This window comes from uncultured Roseibium sp. (assembly GCF_947496995.1).
Classification (GTDB): Bacteria; Pseudomonadota; Alphaproteobacteria; order Rhizobiales; family Stappiaceae; genus Roseibium.
The window spans coordinates 606,162-622,657 of the sequence record NZ_CANMFD010000001.1; the positions used below are offsets into that span (position 1 = coordinate 606,162).

At 59.3% G+C, this 16,496-nt stretch carries 17 protein-coding genes and 1 tRNA gene; 15 read left to right on the forward strand and 3 right to left on the reverse strand.

Annotated features, from left to right (window positions below; genetic code table 11):
* The first annotated feature begins 236 nt into the window (after window positions 1–236).
* Together Q1B40_RS02705 and Q1B40_RS02710 are read left to right on the forward strand one after the other, a co-directional pair.
* The gene (locus Q1B40_RS02705; protein WP_299812503.1) at window positions 237–1,022 is read left to right on the forward strand and encodes a UDP-2,3-diacylglucosamine diphosphatase; all 786 of its coding nucleotides are present in this window, start codon (window positions 237–239) and stop codon (window positions 1,020–1,022) included.
* Window positions 1,019–2,053, forward strand: a complete 1,035-nt coding sequence (locus tag Q1B40_RS02710) for a glycosyltransferase family 1 protein (protein WP_299809618.1) — start codon at window positions 1,019–1,021, stop codon at window positions 2,051–2,053. The genes Q1B40_RS02705 and Q1B40_RS02710 overlap by 4 nt, the downstream gene beginning before the upstream one ends.
* Window positions 2,054–2,111: 58 nt before the next feature.
* Here the strand turns inward: Q1B40_RS02710 and Q1B40_RS02715 are convergent, their stop codons facing one another.
* A complete protein-coding gene (locus Q1B40_RS02715; protein WP_299809621.1) occupies window positions 2,112–3,671 on the reverse strand; it encodes a hypothetical protein in 1,560 nt (519 codons plus the stop codon).
* 244 nt (window positions 3,672–3,915) lie between these two features.
* Between Q1B40_RS02715 and Q1B40_RS02720 the strand changes: the two genes are divergently transcribed.
* Window positions 3,916–5,010: a cyclic nucleotide-binding domain-containing protein gene (locus tag Q1B40_RS02720; RefSeq protein ID WP_299809624.1), complete on the forward strand. Its 1,095-nt coding sequence runs from the start codon at window positions 3,916–3,918 to the stop codon at window positions 5,008–5,010.
* 22 nt (window positions 5,011–5,032) lie between these two features.
* Here Q1B40_RS02720 and Q1B40_RS02725 read toward each other — a convergent pair whose 3' ends face one another.
* Window positions 5,033–6,055, reverse strand: a complete 1,023-nt coding sequence (locus tag Q1B40_RS02725) for an AraC family transcriptional regulator (protein WP_299809627.1) — start codon at window positions 6,053–6,055, stop codon at window positions 5,033–5,035.
* Window positions 6,056–6,259: 204 nt separating this feature from the next.
* On the opposite strand from Q1B40_RS02725, the gene Q1B40_RS02730 reads away from it, so the two are divergent.
* The 6 genes from Q1B40_RS02730 (at window position 6,260) to Q1B40_RS02755 (ending at window position 11,755) form a co-directional block, all read left to right on the forward strand.
* Window positions 6,260–7,876, forward strand: coding sequence for a DUF1254 domain-containing protein (locus Q1B40_RS02730; RefSeq protein WP_299809629.1), 1,617 nt, complete (start codon window positions 6,260–6,262; stop codon window positions 7,874–7,876).
* Between the two features lie 520 nt (window positions 7,877–8,396).
* Entirely contained in the window at window positions 8,397–9,608 is a 1,212-nt protein-coding gene (locus Q1B40_RS02735) for a site-specific integrase (protein ID WP_299809631.1), read from the forward strand.
* Window positions 9,605–10,360: a hypothetical protein gene (locus Q1B40_RS02740; protein ID WP_299809634.1), complete on the forward strand. Its 756-nt coding sequence runs from the start codon at window positions 9,605–9,607 to the stop codon at window positions 10,358–10,360. The genes Q1B40_RS02735 and Q1B40_RS02740 overlap by 4 nt, the downstream gene beginning before the upstream one ends.
* A gap of 109 nt (window positions 10,361–10,469) precedes the next feature.
* Entirely contained in the window at window positions 10,470–10,637 is a 168-nt protein-coding gene (locus Q1B40_RS02745) for a DNA-binding protein (RefSeq protein WP_299809638.1), read from the forward strand.
* 370 nt (window positions 10,638–11,007) lie between these two features.
* Window positions 11,008–11,310, forward strand: a complete 303-nt coding sequence (locus Q1B40_RS02750; RefSeq protein WP_299812505.1) for a hypothetical protein — start codon at window positions 11,008–11,010, stop codon at window positions 11,308–11,310.
* Window positions 11,311–11,482: 172 nt separating this feature from the next.
* On the forward strand, window positions 11,483–11,755 hold the full coding sequence (locus Q1B40_RS02755) for a hypothetical protein (RefSeq protein ID WP_299809640.1): 273 nt from the start codon (window positions 11,483–11,485) through the stop codon (window positions 11,753–11,755).
* 612 nt (window positions 11,756–12,367) lie between these two features.
* Here the strand turns inward: Q1B40_RS02755 and Q1B40_RS02760 are convergent.
* Window positions 12,368–12,457 (reverse strand) — tRNA-Ser (locus Q1B40_RS02760).
* Window positions 12,458–13,098: 641 nt separating this feature from the next.
* Here Q1B40_RS02760 and Q1B40_RS02765 point away from each other — a divergent pair.
* From Q1B40_RS02765 to Q1B40_RS02790, 6 genes are all read left to right on the forward strand, one after another.
* A complete protein-coding gene (locus Q1B40_RS02765; protein WP_299809643.1) occupies window positions 13,099–13,755 on the forward strand; it encodes a 50S ribosomal protein L21 in 657 nt (218 codons plus the stop codon).
* A 54-nt stretch (window positions 13,756–13,809) separates the two neighbouring features.
* A complete protein-coding gene (gene rpmA, locus Q1B40_RS02770) occupies window positions 13,810–14,079 on the forward strand; it encodes a 50S ribosomal protein L27 (protein ID WP_103220837.1) in 270 nt (89 codons plus the stop codon).
* Between the two features lie 138 nt (window positions 14,080–14,217).
* Window positions 14,218–14,823, forward strand: a complete 606-nt coding sequence (locus Q1B40_RS02775) for a GNAT family N-acetyltransferase (protein ID WP_299809652.1) — start codon at window positions 14,218–14,220, stop codon at window positions 14,821–14,823.
* Window positions 14,820–15,389: a GNAT family N-acetyltransferase gene (locus Q1B40_RS02780; protein ID WP_299809655.1), complete on the forward strand. Its 570-nt coding sequence runs from the start codon at window positions 14,820–14,822 to the stop codon at window positions 15,387–15,389. The genes Q1B40_RS02775 and Q1B40_RS02780 overlap by 4 nt, the downstream gene beginning before the upstream one ends.
* A complete protein-coding gene (locus Q1B40_RS02785) occupies window positions 15,386–15,931 on the forward strand; it encodes a GNAT family N-acetyltransferase (RefSeq protein WP_299809658.1) in 546 nt (181 codons plus the stop codon). Before Q1B40_RS02780 ends, Q1B40_RS02785 begins: the two co-directional genes overlap by 4 nt.
* On the forward strand, window positions 15,928–16,494 hold the full coding sequence (locus Q1B40_RS02790; RefSeq protein ID WP_299809661.1) for a GNAT family N-acetyltransferase: 567 nt from the start codon (window positions 15,928–15,930) through the stop codon (window positions 16,492–16,494). The genes Q1B40_RS02785 and Q1B40_RS02790 overlap by 4 nt, the downstream gene beginning before the upstream one ends.
* Window positions 16,495–16,496 lie beyond the last annotated feature (2 nt).

Genomic DNA, 16,496 nt, shown 5'->3' on the forward strand with positions numbered 1-16,496 from the left:
GCGCCGGAGCACGAAGGACCCGTCGCAAGGAAACGCAGAACCTCCGCCGGCCGCGCACTCGGCTTTCTCATGGTGGTTCCGTTTCCCGGTGACGGTGACTTGCCACCTTTAGTGCCTGTCCTGGCGATGTTCCGCCGAGGTCTTGCGTGCACAGGGTGTTGGAACAATACTCGCTGCAGCCATTCCATTCAGGAGCCTCAGCCATTTACGAGCAGGATTTTTCCAAGGACGTTCAGATCAGGACGTTTCGGACGCTTTTTATTTCCGATATTCATTTGGGCACGCGCGGGTGTCAGGCCGAGCTGCTTCTTGACTTTTTGGGACATCACCAGGCCGAGACGATCTATCTTGTCGGCGACATCATCGACGGCTGGCGGCTCAGGAAGAAGAGATACTGGCCGGCCTCTCACCAGGCGGTCATGAACCTTCTGCTGGAGCGTGGCCATCACGGCACGACCATTGTCTATCTGCCCGGCAACCACGATGAATTTCTCAGGAAATCATGCAGGGTCCGTTTTGGCTGTGTGGAGTTCGCCGACGATATCGAACACGTCACGGCGGACGGCCGCCGCTATCTGGTCATCCATGGGGACCAGTATGACGTGGTTATCCAGAAGGCAAAATGGCTGGCCTATCTGGGCGACCGCTTTTACGTCACGGCTCTGGCGATGAACACCTGGCTCAACATCGCCCGGCGCAAGCTGGGGCTGAACTACTGGTCGCTCGGGGCTTTTGCAAAACGGCACGTCAAGCAGTTCGTCAATATCATCGGGCAGTTCGAAAACACCGTCGCCAGCGACATCAGGCAACGGAAACTTGATGGCGTCATCTGCGGTCATATCCATCACGCCACCAGTCGCGACATGAATGGCCTGCACTATCTCAACACGGGGGACTGGGTGGAAAGCTGCACCGCCATCGGCGAACGGTTTGACGGCACGATGGAGATCGTCAGATGGTCCGGGGCCGAACAGACCACGCCAAGGGCGGACCATGACAGAGAGCCTGTAATTGCCGCATGAAATCCGTGCTCTTCGTGACGGATGCCTGGTATCCGCAAATCAACGGTGTCGTCCGGACGCTTGAATATACGGCCGATGAGCTGCGGAACCGCGGTCTGCGCGTGGAGTTCATGACACCTCGGGAGTTCAGGACGGTTCCCTGCCCGACCTATCCCGATATCCGGCTCTCCCTGACGACCGGTCGCACCGTGCGCAGGCTTATCCGGGACTACGATTGCGACCATGTGCATATAGCGACGGAAGGTCCTCTCGGGCTGCTCGCCGCTGCGGCCGCCAAAAAGGAAAGCCGCACCTTCACAACCAGCTACCACACCCGTTTTCCTGAATATGTGGCGGCCCGCTTGCCGTTGCCGACAGCGCCCTTCTATGCCTGGTTCCGCCGCTTCCACAATTCCGGGTCCGGGTGCATGGTCGCCACGTCGCTGCTGAAAGAAAATCTGCGCGAGCGCAAATTCCGGAACCTGATGCGCTGGTCGCGCGGCGTCGATACCAGCCTGTTCAGACCCGATGAAGGCTCCGTCCTGCCGGTGGCGCTTCCCCGGCCGGTTTTCATGAATGTCGGCCGTGTCGCCGTCGAGAAGAACATCGGGGCCTTCCTCGATCTTGACCTGCCCGGCTCCAAGGTCGTCGTGGGCGACGGTCCGCAACTGGAAAGCCTGCGCCGCAGCTATCCGGAGGTCCATTTCACCGGCGCGAAATCCGGAGAGGATCTCGCCCGGCACTATGCAAGCGCCGACGTCTTCGTCTTTCCCTCAAAGACGGACACCTTCGGACTGGTGCTGCTGGAAGCGCTGGCCTGCGGCACGCCTGTGGCCGCCTATCCGGTCATGGGGCCGCTCGACGTGATCGGCGACAGAGGCGCGGGCGTCCTGTCCGACGATTTGCGCGAAGCTGCGCTTGCGGCCCTGAAGATACCGCGAGATGTCTGCCGGAAAGCGGCACTCGGGCAGAGCTGGGCCGTCTGCACCGATCAATTCGTTGCCAACATGGAAGCAGCGGTAGCAGCGGAAGCGGCGCACGGGCGCGCCTGACGCCGGGCCAGCGAAAACCGCCGCCCTATCTCACCCGGTCAAACGTAATCGGCCAATATCAGCCTGTCAGAGGCACCCGTCCGGATCGGGCTTCCAGGAACTGATCGCTCAAGGCGCCGGTTTCGTCCGTCACCTTCAGCGGTTCGAAGTCCTTGGCGAATTGGCTCGGCAGTCTGTAAAGCGGCCGGTAGGCGGATCGCAACGGGTCGGTCATGGCGTTGTAGGTCAGCGCGGGTTCCCGGAACGACTGGCGCATCTGGCGCGGGCTGCCGAGACCGAAATTTCCGCCGAACCGATGCAGAGGACGCACGGCGGACAGGACCGTCTGCTCCCATTCGAAATGCTTGCGCCAGTGCCATGCATGCCCGAACGCATGGCGCGTGAGAGCCATCTTGCGCCCGCGGAACTTCAACAGGTCGCGCAGGAAAGGCGTGACCTTTTCCAGCGGTTCCTGCGGCCATTCGACAAGCTTCTGCCCGTCCATGTCACTCAAAAGCACATTCGGCATCAGCCGCCCGGCCCGCGCGGCCTCGTCGAAATAGGGCGTCCCGGCAATCGGTATGGTCAGCGACAGCAGGCCGGGCAGGGGGATGCGCGGATCCGAAAGGATGCCGGAAACCTGATCGTCCACCTCGGCGATGGTCTGTTGGGCAAAATCGATAATCACGCCGTAGTCGAAGAACATGCCGTGCTCCGCACAGGCCTGGGTCAGGGACAGCGGATCGGAGGCAAGGCTCTGCTTCTTGTTGAAGGTTCTCAGCACAGCCGGATCGAGATTCTCGACACCGGAGAAAAGCGCCTTGCAACCGTTGTCCGCCATCAGCTTGAGGTTTTCCGGACGCTTGAAGAAATCGCCCGTCACCAGCGCGCCCCAGCCGCGAAACTGCCCCTGTCTCCAGCGCTCGCCGATTTTGCCGACGCGCCACTCGAAGCTGCTGCGGTTGTTGCCGTAGAAGTTGTTGTCCAGAACCATGACACCGAAGGCCTTGCCCATGGCATCCAGCTGACCGTCGATCGACGCTTCGCTGTGGGCGGTGTAAGCGCGCCCTTCGCCGGACAGGGAGCAGAAGGAACAGGCAAAATTGCAGTTCTTGGTGGTTTCGAGATAGCCGACCCCCATGGTCGGGGCTGTCAGGTCGAAGCGGGGCGCGGTCTGGTCCGCAAGATGATCCGCGCTGAAGACGGCTTCGATGACCGCTCCGATCTCTTCCACGTCGCCCTGGCAGGTGTAGTCGAACACCTGATTGCAGAGGGCGGGCAGCGCCCGGGCGATCGGGCCGCCGATGACGCTCACCACCTGCGGATTGAAATGCCGGCAATAGGCGCCCAGTTGCCGCGCCCGGTCGAAGGCCGCCGTCAACCCGGTGAACACCACCATGTCCGGCCATTCCAGCAGGCGGCGGTTCAGCAGCGCGCCGTGAAAGACTTCGTCCCAGACCCTGACCTCGACATGATCGCGGTCGAAATAGCCCGCCAGATAATAGGGAGCCATTGCGCGCGGAACGAACAACCGTGTGGGCGATGCCGATCTCCACGGGTCGAAGTAGGCATTCACGATGAGAACTCGGCGCTTCTGTCCCGTTTGCATGCGTATCCCGAAGGTTTCAGGTTTGATCAAGTCTGATGCCTACCCAAATGCTCTAAAGACGCGAACCAGCCGCCGCAAGGCCGGAGTGCCGGTTATCGTCCGGTGGGGTTTCTTGTGCGCGAGCCTGTGGTCCAAAAGGAACGCAACCGGTTGGCTGTGTTCTCCTGAAGCGGGAAGCGGTAGGAGTTTATGAACGTCTTGCTGCTACGCATCGGGCGCGATACCAGGAACAGCAATTGAACTCGATTTCAGACAGTTTGCCGATAGCCCTTCCATGGAAATGATCGATCACTTCAAGATGCACGATGCCTTTGCGCATCTGAACGACAGCGTGCTTGAAAGCATCGCTTCTGTATCCCGATACGTTCAAATTCCCGAAACGCAAACCATCGTGCGCGAAGGCGACGAAACCTCCGATCTGTTTCTTCTGATCGAGGGCGAGGCTCTCGCCACCAGGAAAGGGCCGGAGGGCGGCGACATTCCGCTGAACACGGTACGCGCCGGAGAATGTCTCGGGGAACTGGCGTTTCTGGACGGTGCACCGCGTGCCGCCTCCGTCATCGCGCAGACCGCCTGCACGCTTATCGAGATCCCTGTGGCCGCCCTCAAGGGGCTGCCTGACGGTGCCGCCGTTTCCGGTGAACTGAAGGGGGCCCTGGCGAGCGTGGTGGTCAAGCGTGCGCGGTCCCTGAGTGACGGCATGCTGTCCGCCCTGCAGGAGCAACTGGCGGCGAAAACACTGCAGAACCAGTTCGGCTACTTTCTGGTCTTCACCATTGCGCTTTATCTGATTTCGACCTCGCTGTTCTATCTCGTGGCCGAACGCTACGTGAAGGACGTCTATGATCCCGGGTTCTCCTGGCAGACCATCCTGGCGTTTGCGGTTCCCTGCCTGATCATCATCAAGGTCATGAAAATCCCGGCCGGCCAGCTTGGTCTGCGCCGGGAAGGGCTGTTCCGCTCGCTCGCCCAGTCATTCGCGATCTGCCTGGTGCTGTCGGCGCCGGCGCTGATCTACCTGGTTTTCTTCAAGGGGGATCAGGTTCCGCAAAATGCCGGCGTCAAGGTCGACCTGCTGTTCCTGGTGCAATACCTGTTTCACACCGTGATCCAGGAAATCGGCTCCAGGGGCCTGCTCCAGGGCCTGTTCCAGAAGTTCCTTGCCGACACCAGGGGACACCGCGCCGTCTTCCTCACCAGCACCATCTTCGCCTCGCTCCACCTGACCTTCGGGGTGGACGCGGTGGTCATCACCTTCTTCGCCAGCATCGTCTTCGGCTATGTCTATCTCTACCAGAAGAACCTCGCCGGGGTGGTCCTGATGCACTACTGGTTCGGCGTTCTCGCGGCACTGATGGTGGCCATCTGAAGCCGCAACAGGGTGTTCCCGGTCATCGGGTGCCGTCCGGCTTCGCGAGCTTGCGGTAGTCGCGCGGCGAAAGGCCCGTCCAGCGCCGCACGGCGCGGGTGAAGGCCGGTGTGCCATTATAGGCAAGTTCCTCGGCCAATGCGCCGATAGGGACGTCTCTGCACCCGAGGCCGTTCAAGGCCTTGCACCTGCGGACATCGTCCAGGATCTCCGCATAGCTCGTACCGTCCTCGGTCAGCCTGCGCTGCAGGGTTCTCAAGCTCATGCCGGACGCATCGCCAAGCTTTTCGATCGACGGGACACCGTCCTCGACCATGCTTTCAACGTACAGGCGGACCGTGCGCGAGATGCCTCCGCCCCTGCGCAGGGCTTGCCATTCACAGGGCGTTCTTCCGCCGGTCGGCCGATCGCCCCGCGGCCGGAAAGCCTGGTCCAGAATCCGGTCGGGAATGAAAATCGCCAGGCGTCGCCGTGTGCTCGCGGTCGGACGGACGCCGAACTGGCGTTCCAGATAAGTCACACCGAGGTCCGGGTGAGGGGTGATCTCGATGCTCTCGAACGGGGCGTCTGGCGTTCCCGTCAGCTGGCACAGGGAATTGAGCAAGGTCGCCACATATTGCTGGACAACGTGGAGTGTCGCGAGATCGACCTCGATGGACATGGTCTCGACAAAGATACCGCCTCCCCTGGCAGGGAGCAGCGCAATGTTCTCATGGGTGCTGTAGTTCGGCATCGCGACCGTAAGCCGGTGGAGTGCCTGTCTCAGGGTGTCCGCGGACATCAGGATTTCCGCCAGATATCCAAGGTCGGCGATGCTTTCCTTTCCGACGACACGGACACCGATGTCGGGGCCGTCGCTCAGATGCAGCTCACGCACGAACCTCATGGCGCTCACCAGGGAGATGGGCTGATTGAGAGATTCATGAGGGACGTGGCTGAGACCGCAGGTGTCGAGCAATTCGCCCATCGGCCTGCCGCTGCTGCCGGCCCACCGCGAGAAGGGAGCGATCCCGCCGGCTCTGAAAAGAGGAAATGCGGATGACATTGTGGCTCCTGGCGTGAATTCCCTTGTGAGACTTACCACCTTTTTTGGCGGCAGATGGCAAGTTTCTTGTAATTTCCAGTCGTCTGTTTGCAGGATCGGCAGTAGAGTAAGGGAAGTTTTACTGCCGGGTGCGCCAAGGCGCGAGCACGGGTAATACTATAGATTTTTACCTTATTGACATATTTAACTATGTGGAGACTTCCGTTGAAAGTTCTGAGATTCCCGCTTGTGGCGCTGATTGCCGCAGCCGCTCCCTTTGCCGCCCTGGCAGATGTCAGCGAAGAAACCGTCCAGTCGCTCTCCGCCCCGGCCAGCGTCGACACGAGGGTCGGGACCCTTGAGTTCAAGAACGGCGTACCAAGTGCAAAATCCGCACGCACGATTTTCGACACCGTTGACTTCGGCAACGCGCTGAACGTCTACAACAACAGCTTCCGCGGTGCTTCGGCGCTTGCAATCAAGAAGGGCATGCAGAGCGTCGGCGCCGAAAGCGGCGATGTCATCCTTTTTGAAGAGCTGATGGATTCGGCCTCCCTGTTCCTGACGGCCAATGCGGACACCGTGTATTACGTCGCGTGGATCGACCTGTCGGACGGCCCCGTGGTGATCGACCAGCCCAAAGACGGCCTCGGCACGCTCAACGACATGTGGTTCCAGTGGGTGATCGACATCGGCAAGCCCGGTCCGGATCGTGGCCTGGGCGGCAAATATCTGATCGTCGGCCCGGATTACGACGGTCCGCTTCCCGAGGGCGGATATTTCATCGCCCACGCCAAGACCAATTCGGTGCTCTATGCGCTGCGCGCCTTCATCACGGACGGCAAGGATCCCAAACCCGCAGTCGCCAACGTGAAGGACAATCTCAAGATCTATCCCTATGCGCCGGGCAGCTACGGAACCTCGATCGCCGAGGCGCTTGAAGGCAAGGTCCGCCTCGGGGCCGAACCGAAGATCCCGGAGATGAAGTTCATCAACGGCAGCGGCGTGGCCTTCAACACCATTCCGCCCAGCGATGCAGGCTTTTTCGAGCTCGTGAACGAGAACGTCCAGAACGAACCTGCCACCAGCTATGACGTGGAACTCGCCGGACAGCTTGCCGCGATCGGCATCGTCCACGGCAAGGACTTCGCGCCGGACGAGCGGATGAAGAAGATCCTGGCGGATGCCGCCCAGGTGGGGCAGGGCTACGGTCGGGCGCTTCAGTGGAGCTGGAAGGACACGCACCCCGACTGGGCCTATTATGAAGGCTCGAACTGGTGGAACATGCTGTTCGAGGGTGGTGCCCTGTTCGAAACTCCGCCGCCTGCCTACGAGGACGGGATGTTCAAGCCCTACCCGCCGACGGGCGCCCGCACGCTCGCGTCCCGTACTGCCTTCTACTATGGCTACACGCTGGACAGCCCCGGCATGATCATGCGGATCCCCGGCGTCGGCTCGCAATATCTGATGAACGGCCTCGACGCCACCGGCGCACCGCTCGATGGCGCCAGGACCTACAAGGTGACCCTGCCCAAGGACATTCCGGCCGCCGCCTTCTGGTCCTTCACCCTCTATGACAACCAGACCCGCTCGATGCTGCAAACACCGCAGAAATTTCCGCGTGCAGGTTCGCAGAGCTATCCGACCCCGGCCGCCGTTGCGTCCGAGGACGGCTCGACCACCGTCTATTTCGCGCCCGAAAAACCCGACGGTGTCGCTGAGGGCAACTGGATCCAGACCGACCCCGAAAAAGGCTGGTTCACCCTTCTGCGTCTCTACAGCCCGCTTCCCGGATTTTTCGACAAATCCTGGCAGCTGAGCGAGATCGAGTCGGTCGAGTGAAAACAACGGGAGGGGCCCGCCCCTCCCGCTTCCTCCGCCTTTGGCATTGCAAGGCGTGACGTCAGATGTCCGCCGCAAGGCGTTTCATGATGATCTGCTGGCTCATTCCGGGGGAGCTTCTTGCGCTCCTGTCGATAAGAGCCATGGCACAGGTGTTTCGGCAGCCTCGAGTCCATCTCGATCCCAGCCAGAGCCGATTCAACTTCCTGCGAATGTAAGGACCGCTCGAACCCTGGCTCGACACGATCTGTCGGCCAAGCGAGATCGAACTCGTGAAGGAGGCGCGCCACGAAGGTGTAAAATCACCTCAAGTGCGTAAGTAAAATTTACTCAATATAATCATAAAGTTATGGCGGAGAGAGAGTCCGCCGAACATCTATTCTTTGATAGTCGCCACCATCGTTAAAATAGGCAAAAATTGAGATAATTAAGCCAATATCTGTTTGCAGGCTTTCGTTGTAATTCGCCCAAATCCGCACTATCTTTTAGGGACAGTTTTAGGGTTTTTAGGGTTACGGCGATGGCACGTGCAGCGAAGCGGCTTTCAGCAAGAGCGGTGCAGACACTTTCTAAGCCCGGTCTCCATGCGGATGGGGATGGGCTTTATCTGTCGGTCAAAGCGACGGGCGCAAAGTCCTGGCTGTTCATTTTCCAATGGCACGGCAAGCGCAAGGAAATGGGGCTGGGGAAGCTTTCGGCGGTTCCCTTGGCCGATGCCCGCGAAAGCGCTGGGCAGGCTCGGGCGCTCGTTGCAAGGGGCATAAACCCCATTGAACGGCGCAAGGCCGAAAGGGCGAGGAACGCCGACCAGGCGTTCGGGTCTTTTGCCGATGCGTTGATAGATGACCTTGCGCCGGGTTTTCGAAACCAGAAACACATTGCGCAGTGGCGCATGACCCTAAAAGACTATGCCGCACCGTTGCGCGGCAAGCGCTTGGATGAAATCGACACGGCGGCTATTTTGTCGGTCTTGCAACCGATCTGGCAGACAAAGCCCGAAACCGCCATTCGATTGCGTGGCCGATTGGAACGCGTCCTTGACGCGGCGAAGGCAAAGGGGCTGCGCTCTGGCGAAAATCCGGCAAGGTGGCGCGGCCATCTGGATGCACTCTTGCCGAAGCGGCAGAAGCTCACACGCGGCCATCACGCGGCAATGCCCTACAAAGCCATCCCTGACTTCATGGACGCTCTGAGAGCCAATGAGAGCCTGTCTGCACTCGCTTTGGAGTGGTGCATTCTGACCGCGACCCGAAGCGGCGAAACGCTCAATGCAACATGGTCTGAAATCGACCGTGAAAGTGGCGTTTGGACTATTGCCGCCCAGCGCATGAAAGCGGGCCGGGAGCATCGGGTGCCCTTGACGGGGCGCATGGTGGAAATTCTCGGTAAGCTGGAGTTATTGCGCCGGGAGGACGGCTATTTGTTTCCCGGCAACAAAAAAGACAGGCCGCTTTCGGGCATGGCGATGGCGATGCAAATGCGCCGCATGGGGTACGGTCAATTTACCGTTCACGGGTTCAGAAGCGGCTTTCGCGATTGGGCTGCTGAGGAAACAAGCTTTCCGCGTGAAATTGCCGAAGCCGCGTTGGCGCATGTTGTCGGGGATGCGACAGAGCGGGCCTATCGGCGCGGTGACGCGCTGGAGCGTCGGCGGGACTTGATGGGGGCATGGGAAAGGCACTGCAGCCCAATTGAAAACGCAAACATTGTTCAACTGGCAACAGCGCAATGAGCAGAACAGAAAAATGGATTGTCCCCGATTGGATCTACTGTAAAAAGTTCGATGCCGAGCTAGATGGTTTCATAAAATCATTGCCGGATGGCCGCGCAGCGCCACTAGCGAACAGATGGCAAAATAACTCCGGAGGTGCCATCGACTTTGGACGCAGGGCGTTAGAAGTATCAGTGTTGAAAGCCCAAATTGCAGAACGGGATAGCGAACCCCTCCATCACGATTGGACGCGGGTGTGCGAGCTCGCGTCGAAAGCACAGGAATCTCTAGACCAATTTGTCTCCTATTTTACAGGGTGCGGAGAGCCTTCGACAAATTTGCTGGAACCCATGTTGATTCAATTTCTGGCGCAGCATGAAAAACTGGACGTCGAGGTGCTAAAAGAACGCGCTCGCGAAAATGCTAAAGTCTTGATGGCCGCAAGGACGTTGGCGCGCGAATACACTATCTATAGCAAGGTCAAGAGCAGTTCGCTTGCATCGAATTACCAGAACCCGGGTAATCCACGAAAGTTGGCCTTTGTCGAGGTAATGTTCGAAGCTTGGGCAGCACTCACGGGGAAATTACCCAGTAGAAGCCGGACAGATGGTCCCTTCATTCGCTTCTTACAAGCAGCCTGGGCGGACCTTCATTTATCTGATTTGAACGGCGAAGAAGACTTCGCAACTGCAATTACGCGTGTTCATAAAAAGCTGAAAAACGGCGATTTTAGTATAGATTTCGATAACCTACCTCTATGGCATAGCGATTGAGACAGACCCTGCCAAGTTTTTTTTGGTGGTCTATCTTAGTGGCATTCTTCGTTTTTGGTCATCTTCGATAGCGTTCCTAGACGAGCACCACAGGCCGGAGACAAACGATATGAAGGCATTTACAATCCGCGCTTTGAAAGAGGCCGGTATCCTAGGTCCGACCAAAGCCTACGAAGAAATCAACGCAGGTCGCTTGATTGCCCGGAAGGTCGGCAAAAAGACCGTCATTCTCGAACAGGATTTAAAAGCCTGGCTTGACGCCCTGCCACGGATGTAGAGCGGCCAGGGGATCTGAGAAAACCTCAGGTTCGAGTTGCTGGACCATATAAGGAATACGAGTCCAGTACTAAACAAAATCCCCGGTTCGCGAACGGTCAGCTTCGACACATTCCGTAAGCGCCGGGGACTTATCTCAAAACCCAGTATCTAAAGGAGCTAGAGACTATGCGTCTTTTAGCAAAGCCTCGCCGTGCGGTAAATGCATCCCTTCCACTTTTCGATTGGGCGGAACGGCAAACCGCTTCCCGTCGTCCCCTAACCTTGATCAGCCAGCGCCTCCAGGCGCGAACCGGGTGGTCGGCTAGTAGGTGCGATGCGCACGTTTCAATCCATTTTCCCAATGTGCCGGAGGTGTTCTGATGAAAGCTATGCAGACACTTAAAATCAAAGCGGAAACGGCGCTGGGCTCGTTGGACCTGACCTATTCAGGCCGGAATGCCTGGGCTCTTTCGAAGCTCATTGACGCTGGCGAAAAGGGCTGCACGCCCATCGACACGCCGGGGCCGCGCTGGAGCGGCTATGTTCATAACCTTCGCGCCGATGGCTTGGACATTGAAACCGTCACAGAGCGGCACGGAGGGCCGTACAAGGGCACACATGCCCGGTATGTGCTTCGGTCGCCTGTTATGGTCATTTCGCGCTCTATGCCGGAAAGCAAACCGCATGGCTAGGCGCGGTAGAGGGCATGACAAGAAGGGCCGGAGCAAGCTCGAGCCACAGTACATGAAGTTTCCGTACTCAATGACGCAACACCCGGCTTGGCGGTCACTTTCCGGTAGCGCGCTGAAAGTGCTTATCGAGATGCGCGGTCGGTACAATGGATCTAACAACGGGAGAATTCGGTTGAGTTTGGAAGACGGTGCGCGGACGCTCAGAATGGGCAAGGAAACAGTCCGACGCGCGCAACACGAGTTGGAACGCAAAGGCTTTATCGTAAAGATCAAGGAGGGGCAATTCTATGGGCGGCTGGCGGCTGAATGGAGGCTTACCGATTGCTCATTTGAAGGGCATCCGGCAACACGCGATTGGCAAATAAAAAAACCGGAAAAAGCAGGCCAAAAAACAAAACGCGGTTCTGAAACGGGTCCATCGAAGTGGCTAATGGACCCGATCTAGAACCGAAGGCGCTGGGCGACGTGTATAATGGGCTCGAATTAGAACCGGTGGGACGCTTTTTTCAGTCGCCCTCGGTTCTGAATCGGGGCGCTGTTATTAAACCATATGGGGGAGCAATCGAAAGAGGGGGGAAGAATGAGGTTGTCATTCGCTTTTTTGGCCTTGATGGCTTTGTGGGCGCTTTTTGGCAGTCCCCAAAAGACCGTTGCCAATTGGATCTGGCCAGAAACAGCCGCGCCCTGGGAACGAGTGGACGCCTATTATTATCCGAACCCGAGCAACTTAACTCGGTACCGAAAAAGTTCAGACGTTGGGAGTGTCCAAGGGTGCCGTGATGAGGTCTTTGCAATGGCGGCGGTGGAGAGTGACCCTGACTTGCGTCGTGGTGACTACGAATGTGGGGTCGGTGAACTTGAGGGTTTCGCTGGCATGACCGTCTACCGCATCACAGTGCGCTAGTGTTTCGATCATTGCAGGTTTCAGGACTAATATGTTCTAAGCGCAATTTTTGCAGCTCAAAGGGCTAAGGCAATCCGTATTTAGGGATTGTTTTAGGGTCGCCGGATCTTTCAACGGGAAATGCAAATAGAAACAGCAGCTTGTCATGAAAAATGGCGGAGAGAGAGGGATTCGAACCCTCGGAACGCTTGCGCGCTCAACGGTTTTCGAGACCGCCCCGTTCGACCACTCCGGCACCTCTCCGCGGTACTTTTGACTAAACGGGTCTCAAGTGGCGCGGAACATAGACACACTGTGCGCGCGCCGCAAGACCGGAGTTCAGTGTTTTTTGCCAAATGTGGATGAGCCGGATTTTCGGGCCCGTGCAGGGAGGCTGAACGGCTTAACAGGGCCGGTTCAAAGGTCTGCTGCCGGCAGGCTTGTCCCGGATCGGCTGGCGGTTCGCAAAGGGTTCCGGCGCAACGGATCGGATAATGCGGCCCGGGCCTGGATCCGGGGCGGCGAGGCCGGAGGGCATGCGGTGCGGTCAAGGTGTGTGAAGGGGGCGGCGGCGCGCTGCCGGCACGCCGGTGCGGGCCGGGCTGGACAAGGGAGCCGGCCGGAAGCATGATTGCGGCGGAACGGCTCAGATTTCCGTTTGACATCGCAGGCTGGCTGACTATATTGCGCGGGCTCGAAAAGGTTCGCCTTTCCGGGCATTGACCGTCGTTTCAGGCCTGCCGGGCTTTTACAGCTTCACGCTCAACCCGTCACCAAAGACTTGTCAACCGGGCTTTCTGCTCCGGTGAAACAAGCGCCTCGTATCGACCCGATAGCTGCCGGCTGACAGATGTTTCATCATCGCGGCCGGTGAGTTCAAAAACGAAAAGAAGGACGTGCGAGACATGTTCGCAGTGATCAAGACCGGTGGCAAGCAGTATACTGTCGCTGCCGACGACCTCCTGAAGGTCGAAAAACTCGATGCCGAAGCTGGCAGCACCGTCACTTTTGAAGACGTGCTCATGGTCGGCAACGGAACCGATACAACAATCGGCGCGCCGCTTGTCGAAGGCGCCAGCGTCGTTGCGGAAGTGGTCGAACAGGGCCGTAACCGCAAGATTATCATTTTCAAGAAGCGCCGGCGTCAGAATTCACGCCGCCGCAACGGCCACCGTCAGTCCTTCACCCTCGTCAAGGTGACCGATATCCTGACCGGTGGCGCCAAGCCGGCCAAGAAGGCAGCGCCGAAAAAGGCCGCGCCGAAGGCTGAAGAGGCTCCGGCGGCAGCCAAGCCTGCTGCCGAGAAGAAGGCAGACAAGAAGGAAGAGGCGGCTGTCGAGCCTCTCTTCACCGCACCGGACGGCAAGGACGATCTGAAGAAGATCTCCGGCGTCGGCCCGGTTCTGGAGAAGAAGCTGAATGCTCTGGGCATCATGACCTATGAGCAGATCGTTGGCTTCTCCGCGGAAGACATTGCCCGCGTTGACGAGGTCCTGAACTTCAAGGGCCGCATCGAGCGCGACAACTGGGTTGAACAGGCCAAGGAACTGGCCGGCAAGTAAGCCGCCGTTTCCGGTACCTGTTAAAGAGAATTCGAAGAACGAGGAGTTCTAACGATGGCACATAAAAAGGCAGGCGGTTCATCCCGCAACGGTCGCGATTCAGCCGGCCGCCGTCTCGGCGTCAAGAAATTCGGCGGGGAAGCTGTGATTCCCGGCAACATCATCGCTCGTCAGCGTGGCACCCAGTGGCACCCGGGCAACGGCGTGGGCATGGGTAAGGACCATACCATTTTCGCGACCGTGGAAGGCAAGGTTGAGTTTCAGGCGAAAGCCAACAAACGAACCTATATCAATGTGGTCCCGGTAGCGGTAGCTGCGGAGTAAAGCCGACGTGAAGTTTCGAAGCGCCGGTGTCCCTCACGACCCCGGCAATTCGAGACAGGTCAGCAATCGACCAGTCAGAAATCCAGGGGAGAGATGGGACACCATCTCTCCCTTGATTTGTTTTGGCTGGAGGAAAAAATGGTTGTTGAAAGCGATGGTTTATTAGACGAGAGCAGTTTGATCGCGGCCCCGTTGCCGCAGGAAGCGGTCCGTGTGCGGCTGGACAAGCCGCGCAGGGACGATCTGGCCGATCTGGTGTATCTGGCCGACAACAGGACCGTGGCGGCGAACCTCGCGACCATGCCGCATCCCTATACCGCCAAGGATGGCCGCGCGCTGATCGAAAAGGCAGCGCATGATCGCGCCTGCTCTGGCGTCTTCGCGATCCGTCTGAAAAGCACCGGCCGGCTGATCGGTATTGCCAGATATGCATCGGTTGAGGCCGGCGGCCCCGTCCATGTCGGCTACTGGCTGGGCGAACCGTTCTGGGGGCGCGGGTTTGCGACCGAGGCGGTGCATTCCCTCGTCGATCATGCATTTGCCTGGCACGACATCGATGAACTTCAGGGGTCCTGCAGGGTAACCAATCCGGCCTCCCGCCGGGTGCTGGTCAAGTCCGGGTTCCAGTACCGCGACCAGGCGATGATCCGCTCCGTCGGTGCGGGCGGATCCGTGCCGATCGAGCGCTATACGCTGGAACGGGCGGTCTGGAAGTCGCTCAAGGGATGGGGGCAGGGACGATGACCATGTTGCCGGACCTGAAAACGCGGCGCCTGATCCTCAGACCGGTTGCGTTGAGCGATGCCGAAGCCATGGCCACGCTCGCGGGCCGGGATTTCGAGGTGGCCAGATGGCTGACGTCCTTCACCTGGCCTTACGAGGACGGAGCGGCGGAAACGTTCCTGAAATCGGTCGTCGGCAAGGACCCTTTCAAGACCGAGGCGCTGTTCGCGATCACCCTCGGCGGTGTCTTCATCGGTGTCGTGGCCGTCGAACCGCCGGGCGATCTGGAAGACCTGCCGGCAACCCCGACGCTCGGCTACTGGATCGGTCGGGCGTTTCAGGGGCACGGCTATGCCGGCGAGGCGGTGGAGGCAGTGCTCGCATGGGCCTTCGATGCGTTCGAAACCGATGCCATCGCCGCGCGGGCCTTTGAGGACAATTTCCGCTCGCGCGGTCTGCTGCGCAAGTTGGGCTTCAGGCCCTACAGCCTGACCGAACGGTTTTCCAGGGCGCTCGACCGCCGGGTCGCCAGCGTCGTGGTCCGGCTCGCACGGGCGGATTTCGAGGCCCGGAAGGAAGCGGCATGAGGCTGCCCGAGCTCAGAACCGGGCGCCTTCTGCTGCGTCCGGTTGTTCCCGAAGACCTGCCGGTCATCACCCGTCTCATCGGAGATTACGATGTGGCGAAGATGCTCGCGCGGGTCCCGCACCCTTATTCGCTTGAGGATGCCCGGTACTGGTACGGGCTGAATGCCGCGTGCAAGGAAGATGGCGAGCGGGCGTTCGCGATTGACGCCGGCGGCGGGCTGATCGGTGTCATCTCGGTCGGATCACCGGCGGAGGCGCCGGAATTCGGCTATTGGCTCGCCACGGACCAATGGGGCCAGGGCTTCATGACCGAGGCGGGCCGTGCGATCCTGGCCTGGCTGTTCGAAACCACGCAGACACTGCGCGTCATGAGCGGCGCGCTGAAGGAAAACACGGCTTCCATCAACGTCCTGAAAAAACTTGGTTTTCAGGATGAGGGACCTTATCTGCTCCCGATCAGGTCGCGGAACGCGGAGCTGCCCGGAGCCCGGGTGATGTTGCGGCGTGAACGGTTTCTGGCTGCGGCGGGAACGGGCTCATGAGCACGCCTGTCATTGTTTCCGAACGGCTGGTTCTCCGGCCGCCGCGTCTGGAAGACCTGGACCGCTGCGCGGAGCTTCTGGGCGACTATGAGGTCGCCAGGATGCTGTCGCGTGTGCCGCATCCCTATGATATTGAGCGCGGCAGAACCTCGCTGCAGGCGTCCGTGGACAGCTGGGCCGACTGGAAGACAGCCGGGGACCTTGGCTTTCAGATTGACCATGAAGGCGAAATGATCGGCGGTTTCGCCTTCAAAAAGTTGCAGGAGACCCCGGAGATCGGCTATTGGCTGGGGCGTGCCTACTGGGGCAGGGGCTTCATGAGCGAGGCGGTCGGTGCGGCGGTTGACTGGCTGTTCCGCAATACGGATCACCAGCTTGTGGCCTGCGAAACCATGATCGGCAATCCCGCGTCGCTCAAGGTTGCGGCAAAGCTCGGTTTTCGCGAGGTCGCACAAGTGGACTGCGCCAGCCTGTCGCGCGGCACGACGGTGCCCGCCATCCGTATGGAACTGACACGGACAGATTTTTTAAACGGCTTTGACTCGAGACAGGATCAGGCCTGACA

What these genes read in the sequence shown, in the direction of transcription:
- Q1B40_RS02720 (WP_299809624.1), top strand. Translation starts at nt 3,916, where the DNA reads ATGGAAATGATCGATCACTTCAAGATGCACGATGCCTTTGCGCATCTG.
- rpmA (WP_103220837.1), top strand. Translation starts at nt 13,810, where the DNA reads ATGGCACATAAAAAGGCAGGCGGTTCATCCCGCAACGGTCGCGATTCA.
- Q1B40_RS02735 (WP_299809631.1), top strand. Translation starts at nt 8,397, where the DNA reads ATGGCACGTGCAGCGAAGCGGCTTTCAGCAAGAGCGGTGCAGACACTT.
- Q1B40_RS02725 (WP_299809627.1), bottom strand. Translation starts at nt 6,055, where the DNA reads ATGTCATCCGCATTTCCTCTTTTCAGAGCCGGCGGGATCGCTCCCTTC.
- Q1B40_RS02785 (WP_299809658.1), top strand. Translation starts at nt 15,386, where the DNA reads ATGAGGCTGCCCGAGCTCAGAACCGGGCGCCTTCTGCTGCGTCCGGTT.
- Q1B40_RS02765 (WP_299809643.1), top strand. Translation starts at nt 13,099, where the DNA reads ATGTTCGCAGTGATCAAGACCGGTGGCAAGCAGTATACTGTCGCTGCC.
- Q1B40_RS02790 (WP_299809661.1), top strand. Translation starts at nt 15,928, where the DNA reads ATGAGCACGCCTGTCATTGTTTCCGAACGGCTGGTTCTCCGGCCGCCG.
- Q1B40_RS02780 (WP_299809655.1), top strand. Translation starts at nt 14,820, where the DNA reads ATGACCATGTTGCCGGACCTGAAAACGCGGCGCCTGATCCTCAGACCG.
- Q1B40_RS02740 (WP_299809634.1), top strand. Translation starts at nt 9,605, where the DNA reads ATGAGCAGAACAGAAAAATGGATTGTCCCCGATTGGATCTACTGTAAA.
- Q1B40_RS02745 (WP_299809638.1), top strand. Translation starts at nt 10,470, where the DNA reads ATGAAGGCATTTACAATCCGCGCTTTGAAAGAGGCCGGTATCCTAGGT.
- Q1B40_RS02750 (WP_299812505.1), top strand. Translation starts at nt 11,008, where the DNA reads ATGCAGACACTTAAAATCAAAGCGGAAACGGCGCTGGGCTCGTTGGAC.
- Q1B40_RS02775 (WP_299809652.1), top strand. Translation starts at nt 14,218, where the DNA reads ATGGTTGTTGAAAGCGATGGTTTATTAGACGAGAGCAGTTTGATCGCG.
- Q1B40_RS02710 (WP_299809618.1), top strand. Translation starts at nt 1,019, where the DNA reads ATGAAATCCGTGCTCTTCGTGACGGATGCCTGGTATCCGCAAATCAAC.